This is a genomic window from Nocardia sp. NPDC051750 (assembly GCF_044453135.1).
Taxonomy (GTDB): Bacteria; Actinomycetota; Actinomycetes; order Mycobacteriales; family Mycobacteriaceae; genus Nocardia.
The window spans coordinates 288274-311534 of record NZ_JBITCK010000007.1 but is presented as its reverse complement, the minus strand read 5'-3'; the positions used below and the strand labels follow the sequence as shown (position 1 = coordinate 311534).

The 23261-nt window shown below is 62.8% G+C and carries 25 protein-coding genes; 9 read left to right on the top strand and 16 right to left on the bottom strand.

The window, feature by feature from the left end; translation table 11 throughout:
- Nucleotides 1-4: 4 nt before the first annotated feature.
- The 3 genes from ACIA75_RS29385 (at nucleotide 5) to ACIA75_RS29375 (ending at nucleotide 3304) form a co-directional block, all read left to right on the top strand.
- Nucleotides 5-1786, top strand: a complete 1782-nt coding sequence (locus ACIA75_RS29385) for an ABC transporter family substrate-binding protein (RefSeq protein ID WP_397109715.1) — start codon at nucleotides 5-7, stop codon at nucleotides 1784-1786.
- Entirely contained in the window at nucleotides 1783-2682 is a 900-nt protein-coding gene (mshB, locus tag ACIA75_RS29380) for an N-acetyl-1-D-myo-inositol-2-amino-2-deoxy-alpha-D-glucopyranoside deacetylase (protein WP_397109713.1), read from the top strand. Before ACIA75_RS29385 ends, mshB begins: the two co-directional genes overlap by 4 nt.
- 160 nt (nucleotides 2683-2842) lie before the next feature.
- On the top strand, nucleotides 2843-3304 hold the full coding sequence (locus tag ACIA75_RS29375) for a hypothetical protein (RefSeq protein ID WP_397109711.1): 462 nt from the start codon (nucleotides 2843-2845) through the stop codon (nucleotides 3302-3304).
- 11 nt (nucleotides 3305-3315) lie between these two features.
- Here ACIA75_RS29375 and ACIA75_RS29370 read toward each other — a convergent pair whose 3' ends face one another.
- The 4 genes from ACIA75_RS29370 to ACIA75_RS29355 all read right to left on the bottom strand — a co-directional run bounded on the left by ACIA75_RS29370 (nucleotide 3316) and on the right by ACIA75_RS29355 (nucleotide 7585).
- Entirely contained in the window at nucleotides 3316-4032 is a 717-nt protein-coding gene (locus ACIA75_RS29370) for a DUF1906 domain-containing protein (protein WP_397109709.1), read from the bottom strand.
- 181 nt (nucleotides 4033-4213) lie between these two features.
- Nucleotides 4214-5374 carry a hypothetical protein gene (locus ACIA75_RS29365; protein WP_397109707.1) on the bottom strand — a complete coding sequence of 387 codons (1161 nt, stop codon included), beginning with the start codon at nucleotides 5372-5374 and terminating at the stop codon, nucleotides 4214-4216.
- A gap of 64 nt (nucleotides 5375-5438) precedes the next feature.
- A complete protein-coding gene (locus ACIA75_RS29360) occupies nucleotides 5439-6041 on the bottom strand; it encodes a CHAP domain-containing protein (protein ID WP_397109705.1) in 603 nt (200 codons plus the stop codon).
- A 104-nt stretch (nucleotides 6042-6145) separates the two neighbouring features.
- Nucleotides 6146-7585: an MFS transporter gene (locus tag ACIA75_RS29355; RefSeq protein WP_397109703.1), complete on the bottom strand. Its 1440-nt coding sequence runs from the start codon at nucleotides 7583-7585 to the stop codon at nucleotides 6146-6148.
- Nucleotides 7586-7658: 73 nt separating this feature from the next.
- Between ACIA75_RS29355 and ACIA75_RS29350 the strand changes: the two genes are divergently transcribed.
- Both ACIA75_RS29350 and ACIA75_RS29345 read left to right on the top strand, forming a co-directional pair.
- Complete coding sequence (locus ACIA75_RS29350) at nucleotides 7659-8174, top strand: MarR family winged helix-turn-helix transcriptional regulator (protein WP_397109701.1); 516 nt, start codon at nucleotides 7659-7661, stop codon at nucleotides 8172-8174.
- Between the two features lie 53 nt (nucleotides 8175-8227).
- On the top strand, nucleotides 8228-8815 hold the full coding sequence (locus tag ACIA75_RS29345) for a TerD family protein (protein ID WP_397109699.1): 588 nt from the start codon (nucleotides 8228-8230) through the stop codon (nucleotides 8813-8815).
- 30 nt (nucleotides 8816-8845) lie between these two features.
- Here ACIA75_RS29345 and ACIA75_RS29340 read toward each other — a convergent pair whose 3' ends face one another.
- Entirely contained in the window at nucleotides 8846-9511 is a 666-nt protein-coding gene (locus tag ACIA75_RS29340) for a TetR/AcrR family transcriptional regulator (protein WP_397109697.1), read from the bottom strand.
- Nucleotides 9512-9531: 20 nt separating this feature from the next.
- On the opposite strand from ACIA75_RS29340, the gene ACIA75_RS29335 reads away from it, so the two are divergent.
- The gene (locus tag ACIA75_RS29335) at nucleotides 9532-10575 is read left to right on the top strand and encodes an NADP-dependent oxidoreductase (RefSeq protein WP_397109695.1); all 1044 of its coding nucleotides are present in this window, start codon (nucleotides 9532-9534) and stop codon (nucleotides 10573-10575) included.
- 135 nt (nucleotides 10576-10710) lie between these two features.
- Here ACIA75_RS29335 and ACIA75_RS29330 read toward each other — a convergent pair whose 3' ends face one another.
- Together ACIA75_RS29330 and ACIA75_RS29325 are read right to left on the bottom strand one after the other, a co-directional pair.
- Nucleotides 10711-10998 (bottom strand): hypothetical protein, encoded by a 288-nt coding sequence (locus tag ACIA75_RS29330; RefSeq protein WP_397109693.1) that lies wholly within the window; start codon nucleotides 10996-10998, stop codon nucleotides 10711-10713.
- Between the two features lie 5 nt (nucleotides 10999-11003).
- A complete protein-coding gene (locus ACIA75_RS29325) occupies nucleotides 11004-11345 on the bottom strand; it encodes a hypothetical protein (protein ID WP_397109691.1) in 342 nt (113 codons plus the stop codon).
- A gap of 35 nt (nucleotides 11346-11380) precedes the next feature.
- On the opposite strand from ACIA75_RS29325, the gene ACIA75_RS29320 reads away from it, so the two are divergent.
- From ACIA75_RS29320 to ACIA75_RS29310, 3 genes are all read left to right on the top strand, one after another.
- A complete protein-coding gene (locus ACIA75_RS29320) occupies nucleotides 11381-12277 on the top strand; it encodes a helix-turn-helix domain-containing protein (protein ID WP_397109689.1) in 897 nt (298 codons plus the stop codon).
- A complete protein-coding gene (locus ACIA75_RS29315; RefSeq protein ID WP_397109687.1) occupies nucleotides 12274-12474 on the top strand; it encodes a DUF397 domain-containing protein in 201 nt (66 codons plus the stop codon). The genes ACIA75_RS29320 and ACIA75_RS29315 overlap by 4 nt, the downstream gene beginning before the upstream one ends.
- 624 nt (nucleotides 12475-13098) lie before the next feature.
- On the top strand, nucleotides 13099-13845 hold the full coding sequence (locus ACIA75_RS29310) for an IMP cyclohydrolase (protein WP_397109685.1): 747 nt from the start codon (nucleotides 13099-13101) through the stop codon (nucleotides 13843-13845).
- Here the strand turns inward: ACIA75_RS29310 and ACIA75_RS29305 are convergent.
- From ACIA75_RS29305 to ACIA75_RS29265, 9 genes are all read right to left on the bottom strand, one after another.
- On the bottom strand, nucleotides 13815-14672 hold the full coding sequence (locus ACIA75_RS29305) for a class I SAM-dependent methyltransferase (RefSeq protein ID WP_397109683.1): 858 nt from the start codon (nucleotides 14670-14672) through the stop codon (nucleotides 13815-13817). The two genes, ACIA75_RS29310 and ACIA75_RS29305, sit on opposite strands and share 31 nt — an antisense overlap.
- Complete coding sequence (locus tag ACIA75_RS29300; protein WP_397109679.1) at nucleotides 14672-15280, bottom strand: hypothetical protein; 609 nt, start codon at nucleotides 15278-15280, stop codon at nucleotides 14672-14674. The genes ACIA75_RS29305 and ACIA75_RS29300 overlap by 1 nt, the downstream gene beginning before the upstream one ends.
- Before the next feature lies 1 nt (nucleotide 15281).
- Nucleotides 15282-15998, bottom strand: coding sequence for a hypothetical protein (locus ACIA75_RS29295; RefSeq protein WP_397109677.1), 717 nt, complete (start codon nucleotides 15996-15998; stop codon nucleotides 15282-15284).
- 3 nt (nucleotides 15999-16001) lie between these two features.
- On the bottom strand, nucleotides 16002-17234 hold the full coding sequence (locus ACIA75_RS29290; protein WP_397109675.1) for an MFS transporter: 1233 nt from the start codon (nucleotides 17232-17234) through the stop codon (nucleotides 16002-16004).
- Nucleotides 17218-17925 (bottom strand): hypothetical protein, encoded by a 708-nt coding sequence (locus ACIA75_RS29285; RefSeq protein WP_397109673.1) that lies wholly within the window; start codon nucleotides 17923-17925, stop codon nucleotides 17218-17220. Before ACIA75_RS29285 ends, ACIA75_RS29290 begins: the two co-directional genes overlap by 17 nt.
- A 1-nt stretch (nucleotide 17926) precedes the next feature.
- Nucleotides 17927-19000, bottom strand: a complete 1074-nt coding sequence (locus ACIA75_RS29280; protein WP_397109671.1) for a nucleotidyltransferase domain-containing protein — start codon at nucleotides 18998-19000, stop codon at nucleotides 17927-17929.
- A 1048-nt stretch (nucleotides 19001-20048) separates the two neighbouring features.
- A complete protein-coding gene (locus ACIA75_RS29275) occupies nucleotides 20049-21380 on the bottom strand; it encodes a hypothetical protein (protein WP_397109669.1) in 1332 nt (443 codons plus the stop codon).
- 384 nt (nucleotides 21381-21764) lie between these two features.
- A complete protein-coding gene (locus tag ACIA75_RS29270; protein WP_397109667.1) occupies nucleotides 21765-22463 on the bottom strand; it encodes an MspA family porin in 699 nt (232 codons plus the stop codon).
- Nucleotides 22464-22476: 13 nt separating this feature from the next.
- Complete coding sequence (locus ACIA75_RS29265) at nucleotides 22477-23187, bottom strand: MspA family porin (RefSeq protein ID WP_397109665.1); 711 nt, start codon at nucleotides 23185-23187, stop codon at nucleotides 22477-22479.
- Nucleotides 23188-23261: the final 74 nt, after the last annotated feature.

Here is a 23261-nt window from a genome sequence, read left to right as displayed (position 1 = left end):
GAGGATGATTTCGGGGAGGCGCGCGGTGTGGCGCGGGCTGCTGGTGCTGTCGACGGTGCTCATCCCGGTACTGGCCGGGTGCACCGCCGACCCGCCGCCGCCCATCGCCAGTACGGACAGCCCGAAAACCGAACCGGCGCAGCCGACAAAGAACACGGTCGTGGTCGCCGTGGACGATATCGGGATCGGCTTCAACCCGCATCTGCGGTCGAACCAGTCCCCGGCGACCTCCGCGGTCGCCGCCATGGTGCTGCCGAGCCCGTTCCGCCCGACCCCCCATCCGGCGGCGCCCGGCGCGACACTGTGGGTGCCGGATACCGCGCTGATCGAATCCGCCACGGTCACCTCGCAGGCGCCATTCACCATTACCTACCAGTTGAAAGACCAGGCCAACTGGTCCGACGGCGCTCCCATCGCCGCCGAGGACTTCTGGTACCTGTGGCAGCAGATGATCACCCAGCCCGGGGTGATCGACCCGGCCGGTTACCGGCTCATCTCCGAGGTCCGCTCCTCGGGCGGCGGGAAAACGGTCACGGTGGTGCTGAACCAGCCGTACCCGGCATGGCCGCAGCTGTTCGCGAATCTGCTGCCCTCGCATCTGATGAAGGATTCCCCGGGCGGATTCCAGCGCACGCTGGTCGAGCAGATACCGGTATCCGGCGGTAATTTCACCATCGAATCCGCTGATCCCGGCCGCGACGAGATCCTGCTGGAACGCAACGACCGGTTCTGGGGTACCCCGGCCCGTCCGGACCAGATCCTGCTGCGCCGCGGCGGCACTCCCGCGCAGCTCGCGGATTCGCTGCGCAACGGCGATACCCAGATGGCGCTGGTGCACGGCGGGGTCGCCACCGAAGCACAGCTGGCCGCGATCCCCTCGGTGCGGACCGCGATCATGCCGCAGTCCCGCCAGCTCCGGCTCACCCTCAACGGCCGCGACGGCGTACTCGAAGATCACCGGGTCCGCACCGCGGTACTCGCGCTGCTCGATCCGGCGCTGCTGGCCACCGTCGGGGCGCAGACCGGGAACTGGGTGGAACCGGTACGCGCGCAGGTGCTCTCCCCCTCCGACCCCGGCTACGCACCGACCCAGCCGCCCCCGCTCACCACCGAGCAGGCATTCGGGCTGCTCGCCGAGGCCGGTTTCGGCCGGGCACCCGAACCACCACCCGTGTCGGCGACCTCCCCCGCGCCGCGGCCGCGTTCGCTGGCCCGCAACGGCGAACCGCTGGTGATCCGGATCGGCGCGGTCACCGGTGACGACACCGCGCTGGCCGTCGCCAACACCGCCGCCGACCAGCTGCGCAGCGCCGGTATCGACGCCTCGGTGCGCAACCTGCCGGCCGACGAGTTGTACGGCAAGGACCTCGTCGAGAACACCGTCGACGCCGTCGTCGGCTGGGAGGCGACGGGCGGGGATCCCGCGACCGCGCTGGCCTCTCGATACGGGTGCCCGCCTGTGGCGCCGGTCGTGCCCGCCGACGACGACGCGACCGAAACCGAGGTTCCGGCGGCCGTGGAAGCGGCGCGGCAGGCGCCCAGCAATCTGTCCGGTATCTGCGATCCTCAGTTCCAGCCCGCGATCGACGGTGCGCTGCACGGCGTGGAGGTGCCCCGCACCCTGGGCGAGGCCGAACCCCGGTTGTGGGGCGAATCCACGGTCCTGCCGATCGTGCAGGACAATGTGGTCGCCGCGGCCGGCCCGTCGGTGGACGGCGCCTCGCTCAGCGGGGCGATCCAGGCCGGGATATTCGGCGATGCGGCCATGTGGCGGCGGGTGCCGTGACCCCGCCGGAGCCGGACCGGCCGGGCGGATTGCTCCTGGTGCACGCCCATCCCGACGACGAATCCATCACCACCGGCGGCACCATCGCACACTACCGGCGCCTCGGGGTGCCGGTGACGGTCGTGACCTGCACCCTCGGCGAAGAAGGCGAAGTGCTCGGCACGGAATGGGCCGGTCTGGCCGCGGACCGCGCCGACCAGCTCGGCGGGTTCCGCATCACCGAACTGACCCGGGCGCTCGCCGAACTCGGCGCCGGCCCACCCTGCTTCCTGGGGGGAGCCGGACGCTGGCGTGATTCCGGCATGGCCGGGACGCCGGCGGCCGACCATCCGAGGGCGTTCGTCCGCTCCGGCGAGGCCGCCGTCACCGCGCTCACCGAGGTGATCCTGCGGCTGCGGCCACAGGTGGTGGTGACCTACGACCCGCGGGGCGGCTACGGTCACCCGGACCATATCCGGGCACACCACATCACCACCGCGGCCGTGACGGCCGCCGCCGGACAGGGCTGGGACACTCCCAAGCTCTACTGGACCGTGACCGACGCCGATCTCCTGCGCGATCATCTGCGGGCCCTGGCCCGGCGGACCGTCGACGGCCTCCCCGGGGCCCTCCCGCCCGGCTGGCGATTGGCCGCGGAAAACGAACTGGCCTGTGTCCCGAGCAGTTCGGTGACCACGACGATCGACGTCGCCGAGGTCTTGACGAGGAAACGCGCGGCCCTGCGTGCCCACGCCACGCAGCTCACGGTCGCGCCGTCGGGCCGCGAATTCGCGCTCACCAACATGGTCGCCCAGCCGGTCCTGCCCGAGGAGCACTATGTGCTGGTCCGCGGCCGGGCCGGGCACCGCGGCGCGGACGGCCGCGAAGACGACCTTTTCGCCGGACTCGACCGATAGGAGCGGCCACCGGCAGACCGGCGGCCGCGGCGGTACGCGTACTCGGACCCACCGCTCGGCCGAATAGACTCGTCCGCATGCAGCACTGGGAATTCGCGGGTGGCCGTGCCCACGCGGCGCGGGAAACAGCAGGTTCGCCGTCGGTAACCCGGCCGCACGGATGACCGCCGCCGTGGACGATTCGGCGGCCACCACCCGGGCCCCTGGGGTGCGGGCGCGAATGGGGAAATGGTTCACCGCGGCGGTGAACGGTATCCCCGGCCCGGTGATCATCGCGGTCCTGATGCTGGACGCGGTGATCGCGCTGATCCTCGAGGTCCTCTACCTGCCCCTGTATATCGGCGCGGTGGCGCTACCGATCACCGCGCTGCTGGCCGGCCCGGTGAATCTGGCCCTGGTGTGGGCGGTGGCGACGGTGAACACCCGGCTGTCGGTGCTGTTCCTGCCGGTCGGCGCCTGGCTGGCAGCCTTCTTGATCGCCGCGAGCCGGGGGCCCGGCGGCGATTACCCACTCCGTAGCGACCTGCCGACTCTGCTGCTGTTCCTGTGCGGCGCGGTGGTTCCGCTGGTTTATATGTTCATGGTGGCCAACCAGTCGAAACATCCGGCGCAGAAGAAATAGGCGAGCGCCGTTCACCAGGCTCCGTATTCGGCGGCCAGGACATTGTTCACGTCCACTCCTACCCCGTCGACCGTCCGATCGTCGATCTCGAACTGGTGCAGATGTGCCGCCGGATGCACGAAACCCGCCGGCGTCCCCCAATCGTGCTGCCAGAACCAGGCACCCACACCGGCCACCCGGGCCAGTTCGATGGTGGGCGCGTTGGCGTAGACGCCGGTGTTCTGCCGCCCCACCACCTCCTGCCAGCCCTGCAGATACGGCAGGATCATGGTCGCGAAATCGACCGGCGTGGGGTTGTCGTCGATCGAGGCGTAGATCGGCCGATCCGCCGGTCCACCGGCGGCCCGATGCAGCGCCAGCCCCCGCTCGGCGTGGCGCCGACCGGCTTCCAGCCCACCACGCCAGTCCGCCGTGGGCCCCTTGCCGAACTGGTAGCAGGACACGATCGCCAGCCCGGCCGCCCGCAGGTCCGCCACTTCATCGGCCAGCAGTGGCTTTCCGGCCATCCATTCCGCGCCGGGCCGGCGATCCGAGACATACCGGATGACACCGGAATGCCCGGCTGCTTTGATCGCCGCGGCCGCCGGTACTCCCCCCGCGTAATCGAGCAACGTACCCAGCGACGCCGCACCGGCGCGCCGGCCCGTGAACGTGGATCCCACCGCCCCCGCCGCGGCCGCGGCGGCGGTGTACCCGAGCAGAGCACGACGAGACAGGCCAGAAACCATCACGGGACTCCTTCGCACACCGGATCTATCGGCAACAAACGTGCCCGGCGCGCCTCCCCATCAGCACTGCGCGCGCCGGGAGCCTCGAACGTAGAGGTATTGCACCACATACTGCGTTTCCCGGCGCTCCGGCGCGCGGATCCCGACCCGGCCCGCGCGGCTTCCCACGTACCGGCCACACCTACAGCAGGCGGTCGATTCGTCCGGCTACGTCCAGGGTGCGGGTTGCGGGGTCGGCCAGTTCTGTGCGGACCACCCGCACCACCTGGGCGACGATCTGTTTCTTGATCCCGGCCAGGGTCCCCAGGGCGGCGGCGCGCATCCCCTGCGCCGCGTACTCGAGGCGGACGTGTTCGCGGGCCGGAGGGTCCACGTCGACCACGATCAGCAGCGGGTCGGCGGCGTGGGCGGTGAGGATCAGCGGGATTTCGAGATCTGCCCGGTAGTGGTTGTCCTTGAGGACGTTCACGGTGATGTCCAGCGATACCGGGACCGTCAGGCCGAAACGCACCAGCGCGAAATCGTCGCCGGCCGCAGGAACCGGCGGCAGGTCCATGAGCAGCGGTTGACCGACCTCCCCGCGTACCGTGACCTCGGCCGCCGCGCGCGGGCCGGTGCGCAGCGGGCCGATTTCGATCTGCCGGCCCGCCAGATACGACACGAAACCGCCGAGGCGTTCCCGGGTGACGAGCCCCGGGAAGAAGCGGCGGCCGAATTCCGCGTAGTCGATCCACTCGAATTCGGTCCGCTTACGGTGCGGGGAACGCCGGCCGTCGACGATGGCCTGGACATCATAGATCCGGCTGCGCATCACACCCGGGTCGCGCAGCATCGTATTCACCCGGTTCGCGACTTCGCGCTGGAGCAGCCCGGAAATCGGGTCGAGCATCCATTCGGCCACCGAATCGGCGGCGGCCAGGCGCAACAGGACACTCACATCCGAACGCCGGACCTCGGGGATATCGATCACGATGAGCAGCGGATCGGCGGTGCGGGCGTGGAAGGTGAGATCGATCGAGACCACGGTTTCCAGCCGGAGCCGGCGGCCGCCGAGCAGGATCTTGGCGGCCAGCGAGACCGGTATCCGCACGTCGAAGCTGATCTGCGAACCGCGGCGCACCACGACCGGACGGCCGATTCTGCCTTCGGCCAGGAAACCGGCGAGCCCGGCGGGACCGAGGTTGAAAGGGCCGATGGTGAGGCCGCGCCCGGTGATCCCGGCGACGGCCGCCTCGATCCGTGATTCGGTCACCGCGTGTGTGACGAATCTCCTGCCGAATTCGGCGTAGTCGATCCATTCGGGGTCGCCCAGTTCGATCGGTTCCATGAGTCGTTCCGACACCTTCACCTCCACCGCTGAAGGTCACGGTACGCGATCGAGGTTTCGGGGTCGTGCGGCTGCCCGGCTACAACCGTCCGTAGCCGACGATCTCGATATCGGCGACAGCGGCAGGCTCCCATCGTTCGATGCGCACACCGTCGTCTTCGTTACCGCCGATCGTGGTCAGCGTCCCGTTCTCGGCGACCAGCACGATATTGGTGTGCTGCCCATAGGGGCTGTCCGGACCGTAGAGGACCACGTCACCGGTGCCGGGCCGGTACGCCGGGTCGAACGGTACGAACAGGTTCCGGCTCTCGTAGTACTCCTGCAGGGTGTAGACGCCCGGGATCCGCCACGACCCGGAATTCGGGTTGGCCAGCGGCATTCCGGCGGCCCGCAGCACCCAGCTGACGAAATTCGCACACCAGGGCTCGGAATTGCCTTCGGAGTAGCCGGGTCCGGGCCGCGGGTCGGCGAATTCGGCTTCGGCGGCGGCAACCACCCTGGCCTGCTCCGGGGTCAGCGTGGCGGGGTCGATGGCGGGGAATTCGGTGAGCCGCTCACCGACGATGCCCTCGGACGACCCGGGCAGCGCACACCCGCTGAGCGCAATCAGTACTGCCACCAGGGCGAACCAGATCGGCGCCCGTTTTCCCCTCCGCTCGCGCGCTGCCCATCCGGCGTGCATCCCCGCTCCCCTTACTCCAGAAACCGGCCTCGTTCGTGGTGCCGCGAGGCTGCTTTCAGCATGCCCGGCGGAGAGCCGGACCGCCGCGGTATTTTCGGTCACGATCACGCCGCCGGCGCCGGATCCGTCCGCATCGGGATGAGTGTGGTGAGCGCGATGGCCACACAGGCGGCGGTGACCGAGATCAGGAAGGTGGTGTGGAACGCGTCCCGGGACGGCAGGACCGTGCTGCCGAGAGTGATCGTCATATTCGCCAGGACGGCACTCATCACCGCGGCCGAGGTGGAGGTGCCGACCGAGCGCATCAAAGCGTTCAATCCGTTGGCGGCGGCGGTTTCGGTGATCGGGACCGCACCCATGATCAGGGCGGGCATCGCGGCGTAGGCGAGTCCGACACCGCCCGCGACCAGCACCGAGGCGAGCATGATCTGCCAGACGCTGTCCATCAGCGCCGAGGCGCACAGATAGCCGAGCCCGATCACCGCCGACCCGGCTCCGAGGGTCAGTTTGGGGCCGAACCGAGCCGAGATCCGGGCCGAGACCGGCGAGAGCAACATCATCACGCAACCGCCGGGCGCCAGCGCGAGCCCGGCGGCGACCATCGAGAGCCCCAGCCCGTAACCGGTTTCGGCCGGTGCCATCAGCAGTTGCGGGAAGGTCAGAGACATGCCGTAGAGCGAGAATCCGACGGCAATCGAGGCGATATTGGTGAACAGCACGCGGGGTCGCGCGGAGATTCGCAGGTCGACCAGCGGGTGACGGCGACCGAGTTCGTAGCGGCCCCAGCCGAGGAAGGCGAGTATCGATACCGCGAACAGGGTCAGGATCGAGGAGCTGGTCCAGCCCCATTGTGCGCCCTGGGTGATCGCGATGAGCAGGGCGAGCAGGGCTGTCGCCAGGCCCGCGGCGCCCCCGAAATCGAAGGGGGCCGGAGTACGCACGGACGATTCGGGAACGAACCGGAAGATCAGCCCGGCGCCGATCGTGCCGAGCGCGGCCGCCGCCCAGAACAGGACGTGCCAGTCGGTGTGCTCGGCGATCAGGGCGGCCAGCGGCAGGCCGATCGCACCGCCCACACCGAGCGTGGAGCTCATCACGGCCATGGCCGAACCGACGCGCTCCGGCGGTAATTCGTCGCGCATGATGCTGATGCCCAGCGGGATGGCGCCGATCGCCACCCCCTGGAGTGCGCGGCCGGCGACCGAGGGGATCAGCGACGAGGACATCGCGCACAGCACCGAACCGATGACCATGGCCAGCAGATCGAGCAGCAGGATGCGGCGTTTGCCGAACATATCGCCGAGCCGGCCGCTGATCGGTGTGCACACCGCCGAGGCCAGCAGGGTCACCGTGATCACCCAGGAGGCGTTGGTGGCGGTGGTGTTCAGCAGCGCGGGCAGGCTCGGAATAAGCGGGACGACCAGCGTCTGCATGAGCGAGACGACAATGCCGATGGTGCTGAGCGTGGCGATCAACAGTGTCGGTGATACGCCCGGACGACCCCGTTCGTCGGATCTGGAGGGGTCGTCGGCTACGGCGGTCACCCTATGCACGTTACATACCGTGTGTACCCTGCACAATTTGTCAAACGGACGAATCAGACGCCATAGTGACCGGATGTCCGATTCGGCACTGCCCACCGGGACAGCGGATCACCGGGATCCTGCCGTCCTGGCGCGACTCGTCCTGGAGTTGACCCTGCTGTCCCGGCACCACCCGGCCGCACGTCGCAGGACCCCGTTCCAGCTGGACAGATCCGCGTATCTGATCCTCACCCGGCTGCAACTCGGATCGCCGCTGTCGCTCCGCGAACTCGCCGAGGCGTTCCGTCTGGATGTGTCCACGATCAACCGGCAGGTCGCCGCGATGCTGGACCAGGACCTGGTGGAACGTGTCCCCGACCCGGACGGCGGCGTCGCCCGCAAGATCCGGCCGAGCGACAAGGGACTCCGGCTGTTCGAAGCCGACCTCGAACTGCAGCAAGGCGGGGTGAACAACGCGCTCGCCGGTTGGCCCGACGACGACATCGACCAGTTGGTCCGCCTGATGGAGCGTTTCAACGAAGGCGTCGAAGGCCTCGTCCGGCACCCGTGGCCACGCCCGCACCGGCCGGCGGATTCCGCCCGTCGATAACCGCGAACTCGCCGGTCACCCGGTGTTCTCCCGCAGCCGGTACGGTGAATGCCATGATCACGCTCAAGAAGGAAGACGGCGCAGCGGATCTCGCGGGGATCACCAAGCTGAGTGTCGGAGTCAGCTGGGATCCCTCCGCGGGTGCCAGCGGTGGTGCGCTCGGCTGGGCACGCCGCAAGAAGGGGGTGGACCTGGACCTCATCGCCATCCTGATGCAGGGCAGCGAGCCCGTCCGTTTCGCCGGGCTGGATTCGCTGGACCCGCTGGGCAACGGCTCGGTGCAGCACTCGGGTGACGAGCAGACCGGCGCGGCGGCCGGGGACGACGAAACCGTGCACGTCACATTCAGCGATGTCCCCGGCGGTATCGACGCGATCGTCTTCGTCGCGGCCGCTTTCAAGAAGGGCAGTTCCTTCGAGAAGGCGAACAACATCTCGTTCAAGGTCTACGACGCGTCCGGCGGCAGCAGCCAGCAGGTGGCCGATATCTGGCCGTCGCTGCTGGGCGCCGACAACGCGAACGCCGTGGCCCGGACGTTCCGCAACGGCGATGTCTGGCAGCTCGAGGTGCTCAACCGCAAGGGCAAGATCAAGCAGGGCGATAAGCAGGCACTGCTGCGCTTCGCCATGGGCGGGCAGTGATCCGTCCCTGAGCCTCCCCACGGCCCGAACTCATGTCGCTCCGGCTTTGCCGGTCTTCGACGCGGCGGTGAAGTCCTGGCTGGTCGGTGCGGCAACATTAAGCGGCCGAGCCGCTTCCGGACCCAACGCGTCGAGTATCAGATTCAGATAGCGGCGCCACAGGTCCGGGCGTATGTCCGCGACCGGGGTGGCGATGCCGGCGGGGGCGCCGAGCAAAAGGATGATGTCGCGGCCGGTGATGTCGGGTCTTATCGCACCGGCTTCCCTGGCGCGGGCGGTCAGCTGCTCGGCGATATCGGCAAGGTGGTCGCTGGCCTGTCGGACCATCGGATGATCGCGTGCGGTGGCGGTGGCCGCACAGAACGAGCGGTCGCCGGCCTGCAGTTCGGCTCCGGCAGTGATGAATTCGTGTAGCGCCTCGCGCGGGCTGGAGTGCGCAAGCAGGGCCTTCCCGGTCGCGGTCAGCGTGGCGAAGTGTTCACAGAAGATTGCCGCGATCAGATCTTCTTTGCTGGCGAAGTGATTGAAGACCGTGCCTTTTGCGACCCCCGCCCGGGCTGCGATCCGTGCGATGGAGACCTCGAGGCCGCACTCGGCCAGCTCGGCTGCGGCCGCCTCGATGACGAGGCTTCGGTTACGGGTGGAGTCGGCACGGGGCATATTCCAGATCCTAACCAAACTTGACCACTCGGTCATTTTCGCTACAAGATGACCACATGGTCAAGTTGATGCGCGCCGTTGTAGCCAGGAAGTACGGATCACCGGCGGGCTTGTCGGTCGAGGACATTCCCGTGCCGCGCCCCGGGGCGGGGCAGGTGCTGATCAGGATGGGTGCGGCGGCACTCAACCCAGCTGATCTGCGGAGCCTCAGCGGTGTGCTGAAGGAGTCGGCGGCACTGACGGTTCCCCACGTGCCGGGCAGCGATTTCGCGGGTACGGTCGCCGAGATCGGTGCGGGTGTCACCCGCTTCGCAGTCGGCGACGAGGTATTCGGCGTGGGACTACCACGTGCAGCGGCGGCGATGGCGGCCATGTTGTCCAGCCCGCCGTCACTGACCACCGGCGCGATGGCCGAGTACGCCGTGTTCGAAGCGGTCACCCCGGCACTCGCACATCGGCCGCCCGGACTGGCTCGTGAACACGCGGCCACCTTGCCGATCCCCGGGCTGACCGCGTTGGCCCTGGTGCGCGCAGGCCGGGTCACTCCCGGCCAACGCGTACTGGTGATCGGCGCCGCGGGCGGTGTCGGCGGCGCCACGGTTCCGTTACTGACCGCGGCGCAGCTACATGTCATTGCGACCGCCCTGCCCGAAGACGAGGATTATGTACGCGGGCTGGGTGCCGCCGAGGTGATCGACTACCGGACTCTCGACACCGTCACCGAAACGCTGCGGCGCTACCCACACGGCGTGGATGCCGTGGTGAACCTGGCCCTACCCGGCTCGGCACTCGTCGCAGTCGGCGAGGCAATCAAGCCGGGAGGCCGACTCCTCAACGCGGCCTTCCCCAGCCCCGACCCAGCTGATTTCGAACGCACGGATATCACCGTGGAAAGGGTCCTCAGCCACGCAAGTCCCGGGGATCTGGACCACCTGGCCGCACAAGCGATGACCGGCGTCCTACCGTCCACCATCAGCCGAGTGTTCGCACTGGAACAAGCACCCAGGGCGTACGCCGAACTCGTGGAGACCCACGTCCGAGGCAAACTCCTCGTCACCGCGACAATCGATGAGATCCAGTCCCCTCGAACACGTCGATGAGACAACCACGAATTCCGCGCGGTGGAGCGTTCGCCATCGACGTGTCCGCTACTCGGCCGGCAGTACGTCCTGGGCAAGACTGCCGAAGGATGCGAGCGAGTTCGGCGGAGAGGTACGCGCGGGCCATCTCCGATTTCAGTCGAGTGCATTCAGGCCCACCAGCGTGGCAAAGACCAGCGCGCCGTGAGCCGTACCTTCGTCGCCGGACAGAATCGAATCCAGCAGCGGCGCGTGGGCGAGCATCCCGGAACCGAAGTGACCGGAGTCCACGGCGCTGGCCATGAGGGCATAGATGACGGAGGCGTAGACCCTAGAGCGGGGCACCGTGAGATTCGGCGCTCCACCCAGTTGGGCGTCCACAGCGTCGATTACATCCTGGATCACACCGATCTCGAGTTCGCGCAGCTGACTGTCCATGTTCATGGGGCTCACAACCCGAACTGCAGGCGGTCCGCCGGGACCAGCCGCTCATTGTCCACCAGAACGGATTTGGCCTGAGATTTAAGGAGGCATACCGTAATCGGGCAGTCGATGTGCTCCTGCATGATCCGATGTGCGCGATCAACGGTCAGGGCGGGTACAGCGCTATGGCTCAGGGGCGGAACAGTATTCATCTCGCGCACCTCCGGTGTGTTTATCGGATCGCTTCGCAATGAGACTGCCGCCCAGGCTCGATCTAGTGCAGTACAAAACAGCTGGTCAAGGAAATTCCGCCGAATCACCATGCCGTGTTGAGCAACACACTTTATGATCGGCGCGTTCTGCAACAAGCAATCACCTTGGGATGCAACGGGGAGGAGAGCGCGTGAAGGAGGTTCGGTCGCTCGAGGTGGGCGGGACACTGCCGCGTCGGCAGCTGGGTCGCTATCTCAAGGAGGCACGGGAAGGGTCTGGACTAACGCTGGAGCGGGCCGCCGCGCTGATGGAGTGGAACAAGTCGACGCTGAGCCGGCTGGAACGCGGACTGACCGAGCGGGTCCGGGTACGCGATGTCCTCGCACTGTGTGAGAGCTACGGGCTCGACGATGACCAAGCGGCAGTGGCCAAGGGGCTGGCCGAGCAAACACCGGCCAAGTCCTGGTGGCACGCTTATGGGGATCTGATCCCGTCCTGGTTCAACCTCTACGTTGGTCTTGAGGCTGGAGCACAAGAGTTGACGATCTATCAGCCTCTGCTAATCCCCGGCCTGCTCCAGACGGCGGACTATGCGCGGGTGATCGACCGCCGCTACTTCCCGGACGATACCGAGGACGAGCTGGAACGCAGGGTGCAGGTCCGAGTACGGCGGCAGCGTATTCTCACCCGTACCCGCCAGCCGACCACCGCATCATTCGTTCTCCATGAGACCGTACTCAGGACGGTAGTGGGCGATCGGCGAGTGATGGCCGCCCAGTTGCGACACCTGGCAGATATCGGCACCCTGCCGAATGTGGAGGTGCGAATACTGCCGTTCAATGCCGGGGTTCCGCTGGGGATCGCAGTTCCGCCTTTCACGATCATGGACTTCGGTGCGGACACACGAGGCAGGGCGGCCGAACCCCCGGTGGTCTACTGCGAGAGCTACACGGGAAGTGCTTACCTAGAGGGGCAGACGGATGTGCTCGGATTTCGACAAGCATTCGCCACCCTGCAAGCGGCAGGACCGGACCCCCGGCCGAGCCGCGACCTGATAAGAGAGATTGCGAGGAGTTTTGCCCCGTGAACGTTGATCTATCCAGCGCCCGGTGGTTCAAATCGCGCCACAGCGGTGGGGGGGCCGATTGCGTTGAGGTCGCTCACCTCGATAGCGGCGCGGTCGCGGTGCGCGACTCCAAGAATCCGACCGGGCCCGCATTGGTATTCACACCGGCTGAGTGGGACGCATTCCTGGCGACCGACACTGATGCGAAAACACCGTAGCCCCTCGCTCTGCCGAAAGGTGATAACTTCCGTCCAGGCGACTGCAAGGGGAGAGACCAGTGCCCCTTCGTATAATCACCTGCAACGAGCGCAGGGGGGCAAGGCGGCACAGTTCCCGGTCGTGAACCGGAGCATCCCGGCTTCGGACCGGTGCCTGACAAACTCCGCAACGAACCGACGACCGGCCCGAGAAAGGCGCGCCCGGATTCTTCAAATACTGCGATACATCGAAGAATTGTACGAAATCGAAGAATGTAACTTTCTTCGACACCATCAGGATGGGTCGTGAGCTCGGCCGTCGATGGATGAGCCAACCGTTTCATCACGGCCGATGACCATCGCAGTCGTCAACGATTTGGAGGATGATCCTATCCGTCCTGAAATCACCCGAGCGCTCAACGGACAACCCGAATAATCTGAGCTCGGCATGCTCAGTAGCCCATGCAGGTAGCGTACGCAGAGGGCCAGGGGACTGGATCTCAATCTCCCGAAACAACAGGACGTTGCTCGGAAACTACTCAGGTAGGACTACAGTAGATCTAGTGCGAGGCACTGATGACCACAACGTCGGCAACGCCTACCCCGTCACTGGGCTCGCAATCGCGAGGTAATAGACTATCGGCTATGCCCCCAGAACGAACGCCCAATCTTGATGAGTTCGCGTCAATGTATTGCTATCCAGGCCGTTCGCTCGCTATCGGCAAGGACTCACAGGGAGTGAGCTTCGCGGCATACTGGCTCACTGGCAGGAGCCCCCAGTCTCGTTCTCGACGTGTCTCCGTCGACCGCGACACCCTCGAAATTGGTGATGTGTCAGCGCCAGACCAGTCTGATCCCCTGCGCCACTACACCGCCATCATAAGAAACTCAGAACATGTCATTGTTGGCAACGGCACCCAGGTTACCGATGTAGCCGCCGAGCTATCACAGGGTGTCAGCGCCTTCCACGCGCTATCCCGGTTGGAGTACGAACCGGATCCGCCCATCCATACGCCTCGAATAACGGCGGTGCTGTCACGGGCGGGCGACGACTTCGAAGATGTGACCATATCTGGAGCCATATCGGACACCCGATGGACGACTATGGCGCAGCACTACATGTTTCATATTCTTCGACAAGAGCCTGGCCAGGGTCACGCTGTAACCACATACTCGGGAGACGCTGAGAATATCTCGACCAGCGGGAAACCCAGCCAGGTCGCTATCGACGCATCCTGGGATAAGCTCCTCGACCAGATTTGGGACAACCTAGCGCCTTCTGTGCGGGTAGCCGCCTGCGTTGTACCCCTCGCCGGCGATTTGCGCGAGGGCCGGTTCGCGGGCATCCACGAACCGGTTATTCACGCAGGGACAGGCCTCAACACGAAATGAGTTCCGAATCCCAGCCCGCTTGTCAGCACATCCGGAAGGTGATCTTGTAGTATCTGCGACAGTTGAATCGAACGGTTCAACCATGGGATTGCAAGGCTATCCGGTCGCATCTGTTCGATATGGAATCCTGACCATTCCAACTCCGCGAATAGTGCCGATGGGAAGAACCACCGGTGAACCGTGGTGGTTCCGTATTCATTTACAAATTCGGTCACTGCAGCCCTGCCTCGAATCTTGGCTGTGGCAGTTCGGCGGATCCCCCGGGCGGCAGCCTGAAGGGAGCCTGCCGTGAATACGTACGGGTCGGTATCACCGCCCATACGAACCCATGCAGTCGGATTTGCACACGTGGGTACCGCAAGTATGCATCGATTGCTGGTCCGGTCCCGTAAGAACGACAAGAAAGACCGAGGATGTGTTGCATGTTCCAGAATATGGAGTGCAGTTACACAATCCGCCCGTTTCACATCGAGCGATTCGAGCGGGCCATTTCCCGTATGAACGAACTCGATTACGCTCGGGTCGATTCCATTTTCACCGGCGAACCTTCTAAGCGCAGCAATATGGTTGTTGCTCGGACTGACGATTGTGACCCTCTTTCCTTGCCCCGCGGCCACCACACCAAGGATGCCGTCGACTGACGCACCCCGGGTAACATCCATTACATGGTCATAGTCCTTGATCAGCGGAAGAATATTCTGAATTTTTTGCCTGTGACTGAATCGATGAATGGGCCGGTCAGACCACCAGCGCGAGGCCAGGCGATCCCAGGCCATGTTCGCCGGCTCCGAATCGACATGCGCACCGAATTGGGATACGTAATCCATTAGCTTGCTTCTCGATCGTTGGGTTCCATTATCCATTCGAGCGCCGCGTCCAGCTCCGCGTCCTGATTGTCCGAAATGGTCAGCACGTTTGAGCGGTCGGACATATCTTGGAACGCCGCGTGGAGTGCAATCAGAAACTCAGGCGCATCCTCCCTTGAGAAGACAGTATCGCGCATCGCGCGTACACCTTGACTTCTCCTGCCATCAAGCCGCCTTCGGTTCAATGCAAGATCTGGAAGCAGCAATATAGTTGGAGGTTGCGCCGGGATAACATCTACAATCGACCGAAGAACTTTGTACTCTGGATCCTCGATCCACCCCAGCCTGTAGTAGGCTTCGATATAGGCTTCGGAATCCAGTGGTCCGCGGCTGATCAACACACACCGCCCAGGTTCTCGATCGACTGTCAACGACGCCATGAATATTCGGTGGTAGAGACGGATAAGGCTGCGCTCCCAGTCGCGAAGCGAGGAAAAGCTCGTGAACTGCGAAAGGAAGTCGATCTCAAAGGTTGTTTTCCTGAATAGATTACTGTCGTTGACCAGGGCGTCGATAAGGTAGGACTTTCCTCCGCCGTGTGGACCGGATATACACACTGATTCCTTCATTTCAATTCTCCTCCACAAGAACTTCCGAGCGAACATATCTCTGCAAGAAATCTAGTTTTGTTTCCGTGGTCGGCGCGAAATCTACCACCGCACTCCTATGAATGGCCAGCGCCGTCCGACGAACTCGTTTGACTATCTCGGAAACCGAACCGACCTGGTTCGACATCGAAGAGCCGTAGTACTCAAGTTCGAACTGCTTCTGCGTGTGGCCTTTATAGCGACAAACAGTTACAGCCGCAGAGAAGCATGTCGCCAGCGATAAATCGTGTACGAATACCTTCGAGCGGCACTTCTCCAAAGGCCCCAACAATCCTTCTTTGAAGGACGCGCGCCAACGTAGCGCACTCGGCCCTTTGAGAAAATGTTCGGTCGAGACCATGACAGGAAATTCCTTCGATAATTCATCTATCGAGTGACGCTTTATTTTTACAAGCGACTCGCCTCGATACACAAAGAACGAATACTCCAGCCCGTCGTCGACTCGATAGACTGGGTAAGCAATGGAATCGCCGTCACAGACGCGATCGACTGTGAACGGCGCTTCACTGAGAATATGCTCCAACAGGGCGCCAGGATCGTCGCGAGCGTCATCAATTCGAAATTTTGCTTCGACCTCCCAGTCCGACATCCAACGACAGTACTGTCCAGATTCCATTAACGATGCCGTCAGACGACCCTCATTTGCCAGAACGTCCGCTTCATCCACGTTTGTTGACATGCTTCACTCCGATTCGTCTGCCGCAATCCTGTTCACGAAAACAACGCCGGACAACCCGATCACACAAACAATCATCGCCGCGTTAACCATGAGAGTGTTCACTCGAAACAAACCGCCCAGGAGGCCGACGAGAACCTGCCCTAGCGGCTTCAATAACATAGAACCGAATCCGTCGATCGCGAGCACACGAGAAACCAAGTTCTTCGGCGTTTTCATCATAAGAATCGCAGTCCATGCGGTATTTGAGATCGCCAATGCAATTCCGGATAGGAAGAAGGCCAGCGGTGGCCCTATGGAACTGCTGTCGAGCGCGAGAGTGACGGTAGCGACAGGCGCCGCCGTCATTGTCACCCAAACGAGGCATAGCGGTGGAGGTGCCCGGAGCTTTCCCGGCAGCCATGACCCGATAATTCCGCCGGCACCAAAGACGGCCATCAACGTCCCCCAGTAGCCAGCCGAGCGCCCTGACTCGATCACCCATACCGGGCCAAGTACGAAGAAGGTGGGAAGGTACACAAGTTGGAAAAGTGCACTGTAAGCGGTGGTCGCCCACATCCATTGCCGCCGAGTTACATAGCGCCAGCCCTCCCGCGTCGCAACCATCAGATTGGAGCCGGCGATATCGACGGTGCCGCCCGAGACCAGGGCTCCCAAAAGTAAAGTTCCGACGAAGAAAGTGACAGCGTCGATAGCCAGTGTCGCTGTCGCACCTACCACTGTGAGGGACACACCACCGAGAATCGGTCCTGCCAACCCAGCGACACTACGCGAAGTAGCGGCCAGGGATACTGCCCGCTGCAACTGTGTTGGCGAGACAATTTCCGTTAGCAGACCTCCTAGTGCCGGGTTGCGCAGGGCTGCGCATGCACCGAGGACAGCGGCGACCGCACAGAACCATATCGTGGCAACGTCAGAGGACGGCTGCAACGATAGGGCGCAGACAAACAATGAAATTGATACCCCAGCTACAAGATCGGTAAGGATCAGAAGAGCACGGCGGCTGTAACTATCTGCCAGCGCTCCACCGATCACCGAGATCGCCATCGCCGGCAGCCAGCGGGCCGCCTGCACGATCCCAACCGATGCCACTGAATCTGTACTCGCGTAGACCAGCAACGGTAAGACCACCTGAGTCATACCGTCTCCTACTACGGAAACGAAGCGCGCGCCCAGGAGGGCATAATATGAAGCCGAAAGACGGTCTCGCTGCGTCCGGTTATTATGATGCAACTTCATCGATCTGATTGGCCGATTCCGGCATCGGATGAAAGTTTCCGTCGAGCGCCTTGAGGCGGCTCAGCGCGTGACGCCGCTGGGGCGTGGGACTGAAGGTATCGTAGTAATTGCCAGTGGCTTCGTTGAAGATTCGAGCATGCGCCTGAATCGAGGGACCACGCACAAAGAGTGTCAGACAGGGAGTACTCTCGCTCGGATTGTGAACCTGATGTGGATTCTTGGCAGGTAAAGAGGTTGCTTGCCCTGCAACCCTGCCGACCTTCTCATATTCCGCCAGAGTAGCCACCTTACTCATTTCGTCACAATCCTCTATAGTGAATCGACGCTCAATATATTCACCACTTAGAATGATGGTACTCATGTGCCATTTATGATAGTGCACCTTTTCGATTGCATTACCGGCTATGCACCGAGGCCAGAATCGGTGCAGCCGAACGCGGAATAGATCACCGGGCGCAACATATATTGTGAACTTATCCATCAGCGTCCGGGGATATTCAATGTAGGGCTCCAATGAGCCGTACACGTTTGTGTCGCCGAGAATGCTATCGAGCCGCTCGGCAACGATTGAGTAGTCGGTAAAGGCGGCTCGGAGCAAGCTCTCCACTATCGGAGCCTCGTCAATCATGAATGTCGGTGAATACCAGTCGACTTTCTGCTCGAGTTGCCCGACGAATCCTTGCCAGTCCACCTCAGATTCCTCCCAGAGCTGTGAATTCTGCTTCATTCAGTTCGTCGAGAGCATCATTGACCGCGGTATCATCGTCCTCCCCTGTGAGCGTCCGGTACATTCTATGAATATCATCCGGTTTACTTGCGGCAATTCGCAGTGCCCAAACAACTCCCGTACGCACTGACGCGATCATCGTCCGCGAGCCACTGATGAGAAATTCGTCGTCAAGTGCAATCGAGATTCCGTAATCCGTGGCCGGGGCAAAACCCGACATGCCATTCAGGTCGGCCACTGCGAAGTACTCCTGAACGGTAGACCTATCCAGTCCGCCGCGGGGGCCGTACATCGAAGACAAGGCGCTCAACTGGGTGGAGAGTCTCAATCGGTTACGGACAATGTCAGCAAGATCCGCCGGCACGCGCTCGCCGCAGTTCGGAATAATCAGGCCACGCAATCGCCCGCAGATGGGCTCCAGCGGTGTTGATGCCGAGATTCGCCGCAACACAAACTTGTCGGCCAGATAGAGGTCCCCGGCGGCACTTAGCGCTGCCTGAGCAACCAGCCGCACAGTTGCCAAGGATGTATCCCATGCTGTGTCGAGGTCTCCACTGGCCAAGGCTCCCACAGCATCTCGAAGATATGTAGCGGCCCGGACGTGAAAGTGTATCTGCTGCAGGTGGGCAAGTCGTTCCAGATCGATCTCGTCCCGTACGCACGCGAACGCATCATTGTGCAGTACAGGCATACCGAGGTGAAGCCGTGAGTATCGGCTCAGGTCCTCTCGCCACCCATTCGCGTTCCCATAGTTGTCTGCGCTTATGGCCGATGATAGCCTGGCCCACCCCTCCCGCAGATCGTCGATCTGCCAATACAAAATATCGACGGGATAGTCTCCCAGCATCCTGTACTCGTGTAGGCGTCGGCTACCGCGGTGGATAACAATTATATCGATATCAGAGAAAGCATTTCCCAGACCAACCGCTAAACTTCCAGAGAGGTAGGCGGTCACAATCTCGATGTCACCTTCAAGGCCGAGTTCGCCTATCATATCGGACAAATAGTCACGCAACTCGTTTCCAAAAATTGTCGACATAATCTACCCCCGTTGAGAATTGTTTCACTCAAGAGCGAGCGCCGCTCCGAATAGTTCGGAGCGGCGACTCTATTGCCTTCGAATCAGAAGGTCATGGACTCCGTGACGCCGATGCTACGCGCCTTGATCCGCTTGGAACCTGCCAGGTTGATCTTGGTCATTACTTTCCCCTCCCTTCCTTTTCTCGGATGGACCGGATATTATCTATCCGGAGCCTCTCGACCCCACGGCGATGAGCGATCGCCACTTACAAGCACGCCGCGGGTTGCGCCAAATACGACACGGACATCCCGGAGTCGACTTGGAAGAATAAGCGATCACGGCAAATTATCGGAATCCTCAGATTTTACAGTAATCCTATCCGTATACATGTTCTGCGGAAGTCGCACTTTCGATTTCCAATTCATTCCGTGTTCATTCCTAAACCTATCTCGATCTAGTCACCAGTACAAGTTCCATCGCTACACACTTGGGCATATCCGCAGTTCAGTGATCATATTTTTCCGTCCGGACCGGACAGAAAGTGCTCTCATCTTCGACACATTCCCGACAGGCCGGCGAAATACCTGCACGTAAAGACGTCGCATATGCACGACCTGATGCGGAAACCCCGGGGTGCCCTGTCCTGTGAAATTAGCGAGCGTAGACGCTGTGCATGGACGGGCACACGCCATGCACGGATCCCTTGGGGTAAATGCCAACGCGATCGAGGCGCGATCCGATCCAAGGGTACAGGGCGTGCACACAGACGAGCTCGATGTCCGCCTGGCCAGAATCCGGGCCGCTTCAGCTGGTGCGGCGTTATCACAGCAGCACCGCCACTGGATATGTGAACTTGGAACCGAGCCAGTGATACCCCCTTTCGGCACCAAGGCCACGGCGCGGTCAAGCTGCGCCCGCGGCCTAAGCGCATCAGTCGGTCTCTCATCAACGTCAATCGTGCGATGTTCTTTGCGTACTTTCTGTATCCGCGCTGCGTTGCAGCAACGATGCCATGACGGTGCTTGGACTGCGGTCAAAATCCCGATCCGGACACTGCGAGTGCATTTCAACGAAGGAGCCGCGGGTTCAACACCAGATATTCCCATGAACGGTCCCGGCGTAGGTTCCGGTCGGTTCGACGGCTTTCTGGGTCAACACGCCGGATCGGATACTTCTCTCTCAGCCAGCCTCTGAGAAGTCGCCAGGTCAGAATAAGATCGTGACTCAGATGGACCTTATACTGGTCCGTGGTAACTATTCGTGCATCTATCAGGATATTGAGCACGGAGAGCGCTTCGACGTCTCCTTTGAGCAGTTTTACTACATCCTGTAGTGGTATCCGACGGCGGATGTATCCGACGTCTGTGTGAAGACCGATCAGTAGCAAAAGGATTCGCTTGACCTCAGCGCGTTGACGGCGCGACATGACTGCCCAAACGGCATCTGCCATGGAGTGGACTACCCCCTCGATTCCACCGAGGTCGCGGTAGCTGTCGATATTGCTGTGGGTGCTATTCCGGTTCGATGCCATCGAAGACAGGGTTTGGGAAAGAATCGGCAACTCTGCAGGCTCGCGGCCGAACCTCTCGGCGTCGCCTCGTGTTCCGCAGATGGTGGCAATCAGAGCTTCCTCAATGCCTAAGGAGTCTCCGTTGCTTCGTGTCCGCATTCTTGCCTGGACTACTGCGCGCAACTCGGTCGTGGTCATCGGTTCGAGCTGATATCGCCTATTCTCCAACGTATCGGCTAACGGCGGGTAGCTGGAACAGTCGGGGACGGAGCTGGTACGCAGGCAGATCAGCACGATCGCGAACTCGGTCAGTTCCCAGAGCAACCCGACTATTTCGTCCCGTGCCGCTGAGGTAGTCGTGCCGGTGAAGAGCCGCTCGAATTGGTCGACGACCACCACATGCGTGTCCGCGGCCGGTCTTTGATCCGCCGCAATCGGCTCTCGGCTTCCTCTGTGCCGGCCTCGAAGTTCGGATTGAATCGCCGCGAGAACCTCCCCCGAATCGCGCGCCACCATCACCTGCCGGACGGAGAACGACTGCATATCTCTGCCGCTGAGCGCTGGAATCAGCACCGCCTCCAGTAGCGCCGTCTTCCCGACTCCGCTTGCGCCGGTCAGTGCGATTACGCGTCCTTCCCGGGGCCCTCCCACGGCTAGGTCGACCATCGTGATCAGAGATCTGACCGCAGTATCCCGACCAGCAAATGGCACTGTTCCCTCAGCCGAGGGAACAACGGTCCCGGGGAGCCGCGGCTTCCCCTTACCTCGCAGAGCGGGACTTCGAGCAGCCTGCGCCCCACCCCACAGTCGCTTCCATTCTCCCACCTGTAGCACGACACCAGATTGTTTGCCGCGTCGACGAACCGCATCGATAAGCACGAGCAGCACAGGTCGCAGCGTATCGAACCGCGCCGGCACGTTCCGTCCTGCCTTCCAATCACTGATTCGCTGAGCTGTCACGGGCACCGGGCTGCCAGATGCCCGCCCTGCCTGAGCTCTGCGTTGTGCGCTCATGGCCAGTGACCGCAGGGATGGGCAACCCGCTGCCATGTACAGCGCGTTGAACTGTTCCGCGAACACCTGCCGTGGTAATCCCGCAGTCCGATCTGCCGATTCGGCCAGACCTACATTTGTCATACAACACCCCCACCGAAGCCTGTTCCGTCCAGTCTCACCGGGCGGCAAGCCCGGCCTTCCTTTATCTACACAGACTTGGACGTGTCGCATGGCCGTCCGGTTCCATTGCTAGGCAAGGCTTCTCGACCGAACCCGTCAGAGCAGGACCGGGTCCCCGTAAACCACGACAGTCTCATCGGCAAGTGCCGACTTCGTGGTCAATGCCGCATAGGACCGGACCGCCGCCGGCCCGAGACAGCCGTCTACCGTGATCCGCGTTCGCTCGATCCCGGCCAGGGCGACCGAGTCGTGGACTTCCGAGGTGGCCAGAGGTATATCGGCGACCGTACCCACATCCAGGTTCACAGTGACCTCCGGTTCAACTCGTAGGCCTGGGTAGATCCGACTGCGATTCCGCTTCGGCCCACCCTCGTCGGGCTTCACCACGATCGTGGACCGGCGGGCGAACGGCTTTTGGTCCATGCTGACTCCGATCGCCGACAGTAACGCACCCAACTCGACGGCGAACTTCGAGACAGCAACCGCGCACCCTACGTGGTACCCGATCCGCAACTCCGCCTCGGATAGCGGCGCCGAACCAGCGCCAGTCACTGTGGCATACGCCTCATTACCGACCAAAGCCGTCCGCTCCGACGACGATCCCCCGGCTACAAGCTCGATGTTTTCGGCACGGTGCCCCACGCGTAGTATGCGACCGTCGGCGGCCATCACGGTGCGCTCGTGTGGTCGGGCCTCCACGACATCCGCGTGTGCGGATGCCTCAGAGCTATGGACCAACAGCACAATAAGAACGCCCGCGACCCACCCTGAGATGCGTTTCGCTCCCCCGTTCATTACGGCCTCCGGATCAGAGCGCGACAGGGTCGCCGTACACAGCTACCGAATCGTCGGCTGCTGCGCTCTTGACCGCCACGATCGCGTAGGACCGGATGCTCGCCGGGGCAATGCAGCCGTCAATTTTCACATGTGCATCGCGATTCGTGATGAATGCTTCCGGCCCCTGGACCTCCTTCTCACCCAGCGGCAAATCCACGACCTGCCCCGGCTTGAGCGAGACGCTGAAACTCGGCTGCACGGATACACTCGGGCCGATGTTCGCCCCCACGGTCGGCATCGGCATGCTCGGGGTGATCTCGATACCCGGCGATATACCGGCACTCACCGACGCGCCCAACGTGATATCAGTGATGTTCATGCCACAACCCAGGTGATACCCGGTCTTGAGGACCACTCCTTGCAACGCCGTCCCGGAACCCGCAAGCTTCCCATACGCCTGATTCGTGACGAACACTTCACGGGTAGTGCCAACACTGTTCAACGGAAGCACTCGATTCGCACTTTCTGTGTGATGTCCGACCGTCACCGCCCAACCATCAGGTGTCGAGATCGACCGCTCATGCGCCGGCAATTCCAGCACCTCGGCCTGCGCGGAACCTCCACTCAACCCCACAGCGGTCAGCGCAGCAGCGACCGAGAACCAAAACCTTACCTTCACCGGGAACCCCCACCATCTCGTAGCAACCAATCGAACGCTCTGTCCAGCGATCGGAAACTTCACAGCCGAACGCTAGAGCGACCGACACCGCACAGCAATCCCGACTCACCTCCAGCGGGTCGCATCAGTGCACTTCA